This window comes from Bradyrhizobium sp. USDA 4452 (assembly GCF_054063575.1).
Window position 1 is genome coordinate 373,064 of record NZ_JBSSGK010000001.1, and the last position, 12,367, is coordinate 385,430.

The 12,367-nt window shown below is 65.3% G+C and carries 8 protein-coding genes and 1 pseudogene; 1 reads left to right on the top strand and 8 read right to left on the bottom strand.

The window, feature by feature from the left end; genetic code table 11:
• Positions 1–124: 124 nt before the first annotated feature.
• The 6 genes and pseudogenes from scpB to ACVISU_RS01980 all read right to left on the bottom strand — a co-directional run.
• Positions 125–1,021: pseudogene (gene scpB / locus ACVISU_RS01955) on the bottom strand (SMC-Scp complex subunit ScpB); the annotation flags it as partial.
• Between the two features lie 22 nt (positions 1,022–1,043).
• A complete protein-coding gene (locus ACVISU_RS01960; protein WP_456705811.1) occupies positions 1,044–1,865 on the bottom strand; it encodes a segregation and condensation protein A in 822 nt (273 codons plus the stop codon).
• Positions 1,862–2,884, bottom strand: coding sequence for a beta-N-acetylhexosaminidase (gene nagZ, locus ACVISU_RS01965; protein ID WP_456705812.1), 1,023 nt, complete (start codon positions 2,882–2,884; stop codon positions 1,862–1,864). Before nagZ ends, ACVISU_RS01960 begins: the two co-directional genes overlap by 4 nt.
• 46 nt (positions 2,885–2,930) lie before the next feature.
• Complete coding sequence (locus tag ACVISU_RS01970) at positions 2,931–4,394, bottom strand: SPOR domain-containing protein (RefSeq protein WP_456705813.1); 1,464 nt, start codon at positions 4,392–4,394, stop codon at positions 2,931–2,933.
• A gap of 118 nt (positions 4,395–4,512) precedes the next feature.
• The gene (gene argS, locus ACVISU_RS01975) at positions 4,513–6,309 is read right to left on the bottom strand and encodes an arginine--tRNA ligase (protein ID WP_456705814.1); all 1,797 of its coding nucleotides are present in this window, start codon (positions 6,307–6,309) and stop codon (positions 4,513–4,515) included.
• Between the two features lie 9 nt (positions 6,310–6,318).
• The gene (locus ACVISU_RS01980; protein WP_456705815.1) at positions 6,319–7,527 is read right to left on the bottom strand and encodes a deoxyguanosinetriphosphate triphosphohydrolase; all 1,209 of its coding nucleotides are present in this window, start codon (positions 7,525–7,527) and stop codon (positions 6,319–6,321) included.
• Positions 7,528–7,664: 137 nt separating this feature from the next.
• Here ACVISU_RS01980 and erpA point away from each other — a divergent pair, with 137 nt between their 5' ends.
• Positions 7,665–7,994: an iron-sulfur cluster insertion protein ErpA gene (gene erpA / locus ACVISU_RS01985; protein ID WP_021081206.1), complete on the top strand. Its 330-nt coding sequence runs from the start codon at positions 7,665–7,667 to the stop codon at positions 7,992–7,994.
• A 61-nt stretch (positions 7,995–8,055) separates the two neighbouring features.
• Here erpA and ACVISU_RS01990 read toward each other — a convergent pair whose 3' ends face one another.
• Together ACVISU_RS01990 and ACVISU_RS01995 are read right to left on the bottom strand one after the other, a co-directional pair.
• The gene (locus ACVISU_RS01990; RefSeq protein ID WP_456705816.1) at positions 8,056–11,178 is read right to left on the bottom strand and encodes an efflux RND transporter permease subunit; all 3,123 of its coding nucleotides are present in this window, start codon (positions 11,176–11,178) and stop codon (positions 8,056–8,058) included.
• 3 nt (positions 11,179–11,181) lie between these two features.
• The gene (locus tag ACVISU_RS01995) at positions 11,182–12,312 is read right to left on the bottom strand and encodes an efflux RND transporter periplasmic adaptor subunit (RefSeq protein WP_456705817.1); all 1,131 of its coding nucleotides are present in this window, start codon (positions 12,310–12,312) and stop codon (positions 11,182–11,184) included.
• Positions 12,313–12,367: the final 55 nt, after the last annotated feature.

Consider the following 12,367-nt stretch of genomic DNA (forward strand, 5'->3'; position numbering starts at 1 on the left):
GAAGTTAGGCCCGCGGGGTGTCAAAAACAAGGACCTCAGCCGCGGCAAATCGCTGTCGCGGCTACGTAATATTGCTAGGCTCAACCGGGAATATTCCGGGCTATTCGCCCTTCTCCTCGGTGCCGTCGTCATCGTCCGCGTGGTCGATGCGTTCTTCCGGCTCACCAGCGTCAGGTTCGGCCGCGTCAGGTTCGACTGCATCCTCCTCGGCGGCAGCGTCCGCCTCGGATTCGGCTCCCGCTTCGACGGTCATTTCGACCTCGGCAGTCTCAACCTCGGTCGCTTCGCTCTCGGGCTTCGGTTCCTCGGTTTCCGACTCGACCGCCGGCGCGAGCAGCAGTTCCAGCGTGTCGCCAGGCTCGAGCGGCTCCTCGTCTTCGCGCAGCGTCGCATCATCCGATGGCGAGGGAACGGAAAAGCCGGTCGGCAGGCGGGAGTCGAGCAGACCGGTGCCCTTCAGTTCCTCCAGCCCCGGCAGGTCGCCGAGCGCTTCCAGGCTGAACTGCGACAGGAAGGCGTCAGTGGTTCCGAAGGTGAGCGGACGGCCCGGCGTCTTGCGGCGGCCGCGCGGGCGGATCCAGCCGGTCTCCAGCAGCACGTCGATCGTTCCCTTCGAGGTAACCACGCCGCGGATTTCTTCGATCTCGGCACGGGTCACCGGCTGGTGATAGGCGACGATCGCCAGCACCTCGATCGCCGCACGCGACAGCTTCCGCGTCTCGGTGCTCTCGCGCGTCATCAGCCACGACAGATCGCCAGCGGTACGGAACGTCCACTTGTTGGCGACCCGAACCAGGTTGACGCCGCGCGGCGCATATTCCGCCTGCAATTGTGCGAGTGCCGCCTTGATATCGACGCCATCGGGCATCCGCTTCGCGAGCGTTGCCTGATCGATCGGCTCGGCCGATGCGAACAACAGGGCTTCCAGGAGCCGCAATTCCTCAGGACGCGCTACCGGATGATCCATAGGAGAAACCTCCTCCTCGGGCTCGTCTCTGCGCACTTCCGCCAAGCTTGCCATGGGCTTGCTCTCCTTCTTCCACTTACTCAACCGACAGGTCCGGCGCCGCCATTGCAGCCTGCGCCTGACGCTTTCGGAAATAGATCGGCGCGAACGCCTGCTTCTGGTTGATCTCCATCTCGCCTTCGCGAACCAGCTCGAGGGCGGCAGCGAAGCTCGAGGCGAACACCGTCGCCTTCTGCTTGGGATCGGCGACGTACTTCATCAGGTACTCGTCGAGGCAGCTCCATTCCTCCGCAAGGCCGACCAAGCGCTCCAGCGAGGCGCGCGCTTCCGCCAGCGACCACACCGTCCGCTTGGCCAGATGCACCGAGGTCAGCACGCGCGACGCGCGCTGCGTGGCATAGGCCGACAGCAGGTCGTACAGCGTCGCGGTGAACTTCGGATGCTTGATCTCGGCGATCGATTCCGGATTGCCGCGCGGAAAGATATCGCGCTGGAACTGCGGTCGGTTCATCAGCCGGTTCGCCGCCTCGCGGATCGCCTCCAGGCGTCGCAGCCGGTTGGCAAGCGCGGTGGCCATTTCCTCGGCACTCGGCCCCTCCGCGGTCGGCGGCTCGGGCAGCAACAGCCGCGACTTCAGGAACGCAAGCCAGGCCGCCATCACCAGATAGTCGGCGGCCAGCTCGAGACGGATTTTGCGTGCGGCCTCGATGAACGACAGATATTGGTCGGCGAGCGCCAGGATCGAGATCTTCGACAGGTCGACTTTCTGCTGCCGCGCCAGCGTCAGCAGCAGGTCGAGCGGGCCCTCATAGCCCTCGACGTCGACCACCAGCGCCGGCTCGTCGTCGGCGAGGTCAGCCGGCCGCCCGGTCTCGAACGATAGAATTTCAGCGGTCATGCCGTCCCTACCCGATCCAACAACGCATCCAGTTCAGCCCGTGCCGCCTGCCGGTCGAGCGGCTGAGGTGGCTTCCGCGCGGCGAGCGTTGCCTCGGCCCGCTCAAGCGCCTTGCCGGCCAATTCCGGCGTCTCTCGTGCGACCTCGCGCATTTCGTCGATGTTGCCGTTGCAGTGCAGAACCATGTCGCAACCGGCGCTGACGATGGCGCGGGTCCGCTCGGCAATCGATCCGGCCAGCGCATTCATCGACACGTCATCACTCATCAACAAACCCTGGAACCCGATCCACTCGCGAATCACCTGATCAATGATTGTCGCAGAAGTCGTCGCCGGATGGACGGGGTCGAGCGCGCTAAACACAACATGTGCAGTCATCGCCATCGGCAAGTCCGCCAGGGGCCGAAAGGCGGCAAAATCGGTCCGTTCCAGCTCGATTTTGGCGGTATCCACCGTTGGAAGCCGGAAATGGCTGTCCGCCGTGGCGCGGCCATGGCCTGGAATATGCTTGAGAACCGGCAGCACCCCGCCCTGTTCCAACCCGTCCGTGACCGCACGCGCGATCGTCGCGACCTGCTCCGGCTTGGTTCCATAGGCTCGGTTGCCGATCACCGCATCTGCGCCGGCCACCGGAACGTCGGCCAGGGGCAGGCAATCGACGGTGATACCAAGATCGATCAGGTCGGCCGCAATCAGCCGTGAGGTGAGGCGGGCTGCGGTCAGGCCGAGCTTCGGGGCGATGTCATAGAGCGCGCTGAAGCTCGCGCCGGGCGGATAGAGCGGCCAATGCGGCGGGCCGAGCCGCTGCACCCGCCCGCCTTCCTGGTCGATCAGGACCGGCGCATCGGCCGTATCGGCCGCCGACCTGAGTTCCCCAACAAGAGCCGCCACTTGAGCAGGACTCTCGATGTTGCGCTTGAACAGGATGAAGCCCCATGGCCGCTCGGCGCGAATGAATTCGCGTTCAGCGTCGTTGAGGATCAGCCCGGATACGCCCGTGATGAATGCGCGGTTCGCCATCCGGCCGATTAGGCCGTATGCAGCTCACGGGTCAAGGAAACGGCCCTTAATTTCTTTGGATGAGGCACTGCGGCCCACCGGCCGACATCAGGCTCCGGCACAGCTGGTTCGCCTCTTCCGACGACGCGAATGGGCCGGCAAAGGCGCGGTAGTAGACGCCTTTCTCACCGAGATCGACGCGTTTCACCACCAAAGGCTGCGATCCGAGTACGCTGCGATACTTGCCTTGCAGGGTCCGATAGGACGCCTGCGCGTCCGCCTCGTTCTTCTGCGACGACACCTGGACCAGATACCCACCGCCACCAACCGAGGCGGTCGAGGTCGACGCCACCCGGGTCGGGGGCGCAGCGGGAGCCGCGTCAGCCTGACCGGGAACCAGCGACATTGGCGCGTTCACGCTGGCGTTGGCCGCCGAAGGGTTGCCATGCGACACCGGAGGCTTCCCAGCGACAGCGGGCCTCGCCGGCACGGCGGCCGCGGCCTGCGCGCCATCGGGCGAATCGCCCTTGACCGCGAGCGTGCGGATCTTGCGCGGCTCGTTGTTCGGCAGGGTTCCGTTCGCGGTGATCGGCGCCGGCGCGGGCTGCGCGGTCTGCACGCTGGCGGCCGGCGGCGGATTCGCATTGGCATTCAGTGCAGGAAACACGACGCGCGGTCCGGCAGTCTTCGAATTTACGTCGAGCGGCGTCTCTTCCCGCGACACGATCTTCTCGGTGCCGTCGCCGGTCGCCATGCGGTCCGGCGCCTTCGCGGGCGCATCGGCCTGGGCCGGGATCACCTTGGTCGGCGTGTTGTCGGCCTTGATGATCGGCGGCTCACCCGTGCGGGGCGAGCCGACATAGGTGCGGTAGGCATACGCGCCACCGACGCCGAACACGCCAAGCGCCAGGACGGCGGCGACCGTCATCAGGCCGCTACTCCGGCGGCGCGGTTCGGGTTCTTCCTCGTCGGCCTCGTAGGCATAGGGATCATCCGGATAGGATGGATCGCGCTGCAGATCCTGTTCGCCGGCTTCCAGCTGGCCGTAGAGCGCATCGTCGTAGCGCGACGGATCATGGCCCTGGTCGCCGCTCTGGTAGGGCGGCTCGTCGTCAAAGGCCTCGGGTTGTCGAGGGGGCTCGACCGGCCGATAGGTTGCGACCGGCTCGGGCGCAAGCGGTTGCGCCTGCTGGGCCGCATACCGATGCAACGGATGCACCGGCTTCGGCTGGTAGTCCGGTTCGGGTTCTTCGTACTCGGTGCGCTGCACGGGCGGCGGAACGACAGTCTCCTGCCGTGCGCGCTGCATCCACGGCGGCGGACCCGCGGGCGGTGTGTCGTCCTCATCCGCTTGCGGCTCATATTGTTGCGGCCGCGCGTTGGCGCGCGACAGCGGACGCGGCGGCGGCTTGTTCGCGGAGCCGAACGGATCCGTCTGGCCGATCAACCGGGCCAGTTCGGCGAGCGGATCGCTCTCGGCCTTGTGGGCCGTGTCGGTGGAAAAAAGTCGGTCCTGATATCGATCAGCCATCGTGATGATGCATCCCCTTCGGGACAGCGCCAAGATCGCCGGCACAGCCGGTCCGAACGAGTTGGCCCCTGCCAGATGCCCTCACAAATCCCCACTCGTGAAGGCCTAATGCCCCTGCCTACCGCATCTCGGTTGGAGCGTGGACGCCTAGAACAGCTAAGCCCGATGCCAGAACCGAGACGACGCCCTGAACCATTGCCAGTCGCGCCCTCGTGATCTCTGCATCATTATTGATAATGAAGCGTAAATAGGGCAAATCGCGCCCCTTGGTCCACAGCGCGTGAAATTCACTGGCCAAATCATATAGATAAAAAGCGATTCGGTGCGGTTCATGTGCCACCGCGGCAGCCTCGATCATCCGGGGATAAAGCGCAAGCCGCCTGAGCAGGTCGAGCTCGGCCGGGTCGGTCAACCGTTCCACCGCAGCGCTCCGCAGATAGGCCAGCCGGGCCTCGTCGGTCTCGGGCAGATCGGGAACCGCCTCCTCCCGCGCGTTGCGGAATATCGAATGGCCACGGGCGTGGCCGTACTGGACGTAGAAGACCGCGTTGTCCTTCGACTGTTCGATCACCTTGGCGAGGTCGAAATCGAGCACCGCGTCGTTCTTGCGGAACAGCATCATGAACCGCACCGCGTCCGAGCCAACCTCGTCGACCACTTCGCGCAGCGTGACGAAATCGCCGGAGCGTTTCGACATCTTCACCGGCTCGCCGTCACGCAGCAGCTTCACGAGCTGCACAATCTTGACGTCGAGTGTCGCCTTGCCGGCGGTCACCGCCTTCACTGCCGCTTGCATCCGCTTGATGTAACCGCCGTGATCGGCGCCGAACACGTCGATCAGGTTGGTGAAGCCGCGCTCGAACTTGTAGCGATGGTTGGCGATGTCGGATGCGAAATAGGTGTACGAGCCGTCCGACTTGATCAGCGGACGATCGACGTCGTCGCCGTACGCGGTGGCGCGGAACAGCGACTGCTCGCGGTCTTCGTAATCCTCGACCGGCTTGCCCTTCGGCGGCGGCAGGCGGCCTTCGTAGATATCGCCCTTGGCGCGCAGGAAATCGATCGTCTCGGCGACCTTGTTGTTGCCTGACGTGATCAGCGAACGCTCGGAGAAGAACACGTCGTGATGGATGTTGAGCGCGGCGAGATCGCCCTTGATCATCTCCATCATCATGGCGATCGCCTGGTCGCGCACGATCGGCAGCCACGCGGCTTCGTTCATATCGAGCAGTTTCTCGCCGTACTCCTTGGCGAGCGCCGCGCCGACCGGCACGAGATAATCGCCGGGATAAAGCCCTTCCGGGATCGCGCCGATATCCTGCCCGAGCGCCTCGCGGTAACGCAGGAACGCTGAGCGCGCGAGCACGTCGACCTGGGCGCCGGCATCGTTGATGTAATATTCGCGGCAGACGTCGAAGCCCGCGAATTGCAGCAGGCTGCACAGCGCATCGCCGAACACCGCGCCGCGGCAATGGCCGACATGCATCGGCCCTGTCGGATTGGCGGAGACGTATTCGACATTGACCTTCTCGGCCTTGCCGATGTCGCTCTGCCCATAGGCCGAGCCGGCGGCCAGCACGGCGCGCAGCGCGTCGGCCCAGACCTGCGGCTTCAAAGTCAGGTTGATGAAACCGGGTCCCGCGACGTCGACGGATGCCACCAGCGCGTCGGCGCGCAGGCGCTCGGCGATCTTGTCGGCGAGCTCGCGCGGCTTGGCCTTGGCCTCCTTGGCGAGCACCATCGCGGCGTTGGTGGCCATGTCGCCATGGCTGGCATCGCGCGGCGCCTCGACCACGACGCGGGTGAGATCGATGCCCGCGGGCCAGTCGTCCTCGGCTGCGACAGCGGCACAGATCGCGTGCACGCGCGCCAGCATGTCGGCAAAAAGGTGTGATGGTGCAGTGGTGTCGGCCATGGCAGGGCGCTAACGCAAATCCGGGGTCGAGTCAAAAAGCCTTTGGTGCTCGATCAGGGCAAAACGGTCGGTCATCCCGGCAATGAAATTGCCGATCCGCCTGTTCCGCGCGCTGCCGGTCTCCTGCACGCTGCCCTCGATCCATTCCGCCGGCAGGTCCCCCGGCGATTGCCGGTAGCGCTCATACAGATTGCGCACCACCTGCTCCGCCTCCCGCATCACAAGCATGACCCGCCGGTGTCGATACATCCGCCGGAACAGGAACGCTTTGATCGCCGCCTCCTGCTCGGCCACCTCGGGCGGAAACGCGATCAGCGGCGCGTTGTGGTGGCGCACGTCTTCAGCCGATTGCGGCTGGGCGGCCGCGAGGCGCCGGGTCGCCTCGTTGAAGACAGCGCTGATGAAATGCGAGATCAGCTCACGCACCAGCTCGGCGCCGCGCCGGACCTCGTCGAGCCCGGGGTAATGGCGGTCGATCTCGGTGATGATCTCCGATGTCAGCGGCATCTCCTTGAGGTCGTCGACCGCAAACAGGCCGGCGCGCAGGCCGTCGTCGATATCGTGCGCGTCATAGGCGATGTCGTCGGCGAAGGCCGCGATCTGCGCCTCGAGCGAGGCATAGCTCCAAAGCTCGAGGTCGTAAGTCCGGTTGTAGTCGGCGATCCCGATCGGAAGGCCGCTATTGAGGTAGCGACCGCGAGGTGCGCCGTTGCGTTGGGTCAGCGGCCCATTGTGCTTGACGATGCCCTCGAGCGATTCCCAGGTCAGGTTCAGCCCGCCGAATTCGGGGTAGCGATGCTCCAGCGAGGTGACGACCCGCAGCGCCTGCGCATTGTGGTCGAAGCCGCCATCGTCCTTGAGGCAGTCGTCGAGCGCCCGCTCCCCGGCATGCCCGAACGGCGGATGGCCGAGGTCGTGCGCCAGCGCCAGCGTCTCGGTCAGATCCTCGTCGACCCCGAGTTGGCGGGCCAGCGCGCGGGCGATTTGCGCGACTTCCAGCGAGTGGGTCAACCGGGTGCGGTAATGATCGCCCTCGTGGAAGACGAAGACCTGGGTCTTGTGCTTGAGGCGACGGAACGCGGTGGAATGGATCACTCGGTCGCAGTCGCGCCGGAACGGGCTGCGGGTCCGGCTCGGCGGCTCCGCGACAAGCCGGCCGCGGCTGCGGTCGGGGTCGCAGGCATAAGGCGCGCGGGGGGCAGCCATTCCGACCGACACGGTATTTTAGTCCTTATCCATTTGATTCCATGGTCCGACGCACTTAACTATGCCTGACGCGGCCGGCCAAATGAATTGGGCATGACGCCGGGCATGATCCGATCAGACCATGCTCAAATAAGGTTTCGGAGACCGACATGACTGCTGCCATCACCGTCAGCGAACGGGCCGCCCGCCGGATCGGGCAGATCCTCAGCAAGGAAGGCGACGGCGCCAAGCTGCGCATTTCCGTCGAGGGCGGCGGCTGCTCCGGTTTCCAGTACAAGTTCGACGTCGAGCGCACCCAGGCCGATGACGACCTCGTGATCGAGCGCGACAGCGCGGTCGTACTGATCGACCCCGCCTCGGTGCCGTTCCTCGCGGGCTCGGAAGTCGACTTCGTCGACGACCTGATCGGCGCCTCGTTCCGCGTCGTCAACCCGAACGCCACTGCTTCCTGCGGCTGCGGCACCAGCTTCTCGATCTAACGCTTCCGCATCCTGGGTGGTTTCTTCGCGAATCGTTTTGCGGCTCGCGCGGCACGGCTGACTATTCCGCCGCGACCACCTGCGGCCGCTCGACGACGCCATCGGCCTGCGGATCGAGCTTGCGGCGCAGCCGGCGGTCGATGCGGTCGAGATAGATGTAGATCACCGGCGTGATGAACAGCGTCAGCAGCTGCGACACGCAGAGGCCGCCGACCACGGCGACGCCGAGCGGCTGACGCAGTTCGGCGCCGGCGCCGGCGCCAAGTGCGATCGGCAGCGTGCCGAAGATCGCCGCGAACGTCGTCATCATGATCGGGCGGAAGCGCAGCAGCGCCGCCTCGCGGATCGCGTGCTCGGCGCTGAGGCCGACGCGGCGGCGCTCCAGCGCAAAGTCGACCATCATGATCGCGTTCTTCTTGACGATGCCGACCAGCATCACGATGCCGATCATCGCGATCACGGACAGCTCCATCCCGAACAGCATCAGCGTCAGGATCGCGCCGATGCCGGCCGACGGCAGGCCGGAGATGATGGTGATCGGGTGGATGAAGCTCTCATAGAGGATGCCGAGGATCACGAAGGCCGCGAACACGGCGGCGAGGATCAGGACACCCTGCCCGCGCAGCGAATCCTGGAACACCTGCGCGGTGCCGGAGAATCCGGTCGCAATCGTCGGCGGCAAATTCGCGTTCTGCTCGAGCTCGGTGATCTTGTCGACCGCGTAGCCGAGCGAAATGCCAGGCGCCAGATTGAACGAGATCGTCACCGCCGGCTGCTGGCCCTGATGGTTGATCTGCAACGGCCCGACCGTCGGCACCAGCTTCGCCACCGCATCGAGCGGAATGGTCTGGCCGTTCGCGGTCTTCATGTAAAGTTTCGACAGATCCGACGGGTCGACGCGGAACTGCGGCTGCACCTCCAGGATGATCTGGTAGTCGTTCGACGGCATGTAGATGGTGCCGACCTGCCGCGCGCCATAGGCGTTGTAGAGCTGGTTGCGGACCTGGTCGACGGTGACGCCGTAGACCGCCGCCTTCTCGCGGTCGATGTCGACCGTCATCTGCGGGTTCTTGATGTAGAGGTCGGTGGTAACGTCGAGCAGCCCTGCGATCTTCTCGATCTTGTCGCGCATCTCCGGCGCCAGCCGGTACAGAGCCTCGGTATCGCCGCTCTGCATCACATACTGGTACTGGCTCTTGGAGATGCGGCCGCCGATGTTGAGGTTCTGGACGCTCTGGAAGAACGCCTGCATGCCCGGGATCTCGCGCGCCTTCTGGCGCAACCGCCCGATCACCACGGCGGCATTGTCGCGGGTTTTCTGCGGCTTCAGCGCGATGAACAGGCGGCCGTAATTGGTTGTCGGATTGGGACCGCCGGAGCCGACGGTCGAATTGATGTAATCGATCGCCGGATCGGTGCGCATCACATCGACCAGCGCCTGCTGGCGCACCTTCATCGCCTCGAAAGAGGTGTCGGTCGCCGCTTCCGTTACGCCGATCAGGAAGCCGGTGTCTTCCTGCGGGAAGAAGCCCTTCGGCACGATCATGTAGAGATAGACGGTGCCGCCAAGCGTCGCCAGCGTCACGATCAGCATCAGGGCCTTCTTGGCCAGCACCCAGTCCAGCGCCCATTCATAGGCGCGCAGCCAGGCCTCGAACATCGCCTCGAACGCCCGCAGCACGATATTCGGCCGCTTGGTGGCGTCATGCGCGCGCAGCACGCGGGCGCACAGCATCGGCGTCAGGGTCAGCGACACGAAGCCGGAGACGATGATCGCGACCGAGATCGTGACGGCGAATTCGCGGAACACACGGCCGACGATGCCGCCCATCAAGAGCACCGGGATGAACACGGCGATCAGCGAGAAGGTGATCGAGATGATAGTAAAGCCGATCTCGCGGGCGCCCTTCAGCGCCGCCTCGAACGGCTTCATGCCGTGCTCGATATGGCGCACGATGTTCTCCAGCATGACGATGGCGTCGTCGACCACGAAGCCGACCGAGAGCGTCAGCGCCAGCAGCGTCATGTTGTTGATCGAGTAATCCAGCGCGTACATCGCGGCGCAAGTGCCGAACAGCGAGATCGGCACCGCCAGCGCCGGGATGAAGGTCGCCGACGCCGAGCGCAGGAACAGGAAGATCACGAGGATCACCAGCGCGATCGCGATCAGCAGAGTCTCCTCGACGTCGCTGACCGCCTGCCGGATCGAGACCGAACGGTCCATCATGACCTGCATGGTCACCGAGGGCGGGATCGCGGCACGCAGCGACGGCAGCTTGGCCAGCACGGCGTCCACCACCGCCACGGTGTTGGCGTCGGGCTGCTTCTGGATCGCGAGCACGATCGCCCGCTCGTCGTTCATCCAGGTCGCGATCTTGTCGTTCTCGACGCTGTCATAGACCTTGGCGATCTCGTCGAGCCGGACCGGCGAGCCGTTGCGCCAGGCGACATAGATCTGGCGATAATCTGCCGCCTTGTCCATCTGGCCGGAGGCCTGCAGCGCGACGTCCTGCTTGGGGCCGTTCAGCGTGCCGACCGGGGTCGAGGAATTGGCGCGCGCCACCGCCGCGCGGATGTCCTCCATCGAGACGCCGCGGGCGGCAGCAGCCTCCGGATCGGCCTGGACCCGGATCGCGAATTTCTGCGCGCCGTAAATCAAGACCTGGGCGACGCCCGGCAGCTGCGACAGCGCCTGTCCGATCGTGATGTCGCCATATTCGTTGACCGACGACAGCGGCAGCGTCGCCGAGCCCAACGAGACGAACAGGACCGGGAAATCGGCCGGGTTCACCTTCCGGAAGCTCGGCGGAATTGTCATCTCGATCGGCAGCCGGCGCTGCGCGATCGTCAATGCGGTCTGCACGTCGAGCGCGGCGGCGTCGATGTTGCGGTTGAGGTCGAACTGGATGGTGATGACGCTCGTGCCCTGCGAGGAGTTCGAGTTCATCGAGGAGATGCCGGCAATGGTCGAGAGTTGGCGCTCGATGATGCCGGCGACCGAGGCGGCCATGGTGTCGGCGCTGGCGCCCGGCAGCGTGGCGGTGACCGCGATGGTCGGGAAATCCACTTTGGGCAGCGCCGAGACCGGCAGCAGACGGAAGCCGAACACGCCGAATGCGATGATCGACGCCGTGATCAGCGTCGTCATCACCGGACGGCGGATGCAGAGCTCGGACAGCGTCATCGGTCAGGCTCCGGCCTTTGCCCGCAGCTCGACCCGCGATCCCTCCGACAGCAGCAATTGGCCGTCGACGACGACGCTTTCATCGCCCGCCAATCCGTCCGAGATCACCGACGAGCCCTGGAAGGTGCGATCGACCTTGACCGGCCGGACCTTGGCTGTGCCGTCCTGGACGACGAAAACGAAATTGCCGTTCTGGCTGCGCTGCACCGCGACCGTCGGCACCACGACGGCCTCCTCGCTGCGGATGATCAGCTTGGTCTGCACGATGGTGCCGGGCCAGAGCGTCTCGCTCGCATTGTTCATGATGCCGCGCACCGTGACCATGCCGGTGGTGGCATCGACGGTGTTTTCGACCATCGCGACCTTGCCGCTCTCGGAGCGCTGGTGGCCGGGAATGGTCGCGATCACCTGGGAATCGCCCTTCGCCATGGCGTCGCGCAGATCGACCAGCGCGCGCTGGGGAATGGCGAAGGTGACGTAGACCGGCGCCATCTGGTTGATGACCGCGAGCGGCTGGGTGTCGGCGGGACGGACGAAGTTGCCGACCTTGACGTTGGCGGCGCTGATCCGGCCCGCGAACGGTGCGCGGATCACGGTGTAGCTCTTCTGGACGCGGAGGTTTTCCAGCGCGAACTGGTCGGCCTTGATGGTGCCGATCAGGACGTCGGACTGGGTTTTTGCGTTATCCAGATTGACCTGGGTGGTGGCGCCCTTGCCGACCAGCTCGGTATAGCGGCGGAGGTCGCGCTGGGCGCCCTCGAGCTGGGCCTGGTCGCGGGCCAGCACGCCCTCGGCCTGCTCGATCTGGGCGTCGATCTGCCGCGCGTCGAGCATGAACAGCAGGTCGCCCTCATTGACCTTGGCGCCATCCTCGAAATGCACCGAGACGATGGTGGTCTCCAGCCGCGACTTCAGCGCCACGCTGGAGATCGGCGTGACCTGTCCGATCGCGTCGACATCGACCGGCACCGATCTGCGTTCGGCCTTGGCGAAATCCACCGAGACCACCCGCGGCCTCGGCGTCCCCTGCGCGGTGGGGGGGTTGCCTCCCATCCATGAAGCGCGGGTCACGTAAGCCGCCCCGGCCGCAATGCCGAGAACAGCGACAGTCAGAACCAAATTGCGTTTCTTCATACGTCTTGCACGTGCGCCGCCGGCTACCCTTGGAGGCCGGGACGCTTCGCAACTC

Bases quoted from the DNA above. Each gene is read 5' to 3' on its own strand.
- argS (WP_456705814.1), bottom strand. From the start codon at position 6,309: ATGGCCGACACCACTGCACCATCACACCTTTTTGCCGACATGCTGGCG.
- ACVISU_RS01970 (WP_456705813.1), bottom strand. From the start codon at position 4,394: ATGGCTGATCGATATCAGGACCGACTTTTTTCCACCGACACGGCCCAC.
- ACVISU_RS01990 (WP_456705816.1), bottom strand. From the start codon at position 11,178: ATGACGCTGTCCGAGCTCTGCATCCGCCGTCCGGTGATGACGACGCTG.
- ACVISU_RS01960 (WP_456705811.1), bottom strand. From the start codon at position 1,865: ATGACCGCTGAAATTCTATCGTTCGAGACCGGGCGGCCGGCTGACCTC.
- ACVISU_RS01995 (WP_456705817.1), bottom strand. From the start codon at position 12,312: ATGAAGAAACGCAATTTGGTTCTGACTGTCGCTGTTCTCGGCATTGCG.
- nagZ (WP_456705812.1), bottom strand. From the start codon at position 2,884: ATGGCGAACCGCGCATTCATCACGGGCGTATCCGGGCTGATCCTCAAC.
- erpA (WP_021081206.1), top strand. From the start codon at position 7,665: ATGACTGCTGCCATCACCGTCAGCGAACGGGCCGCCCGCCGGATCGGG.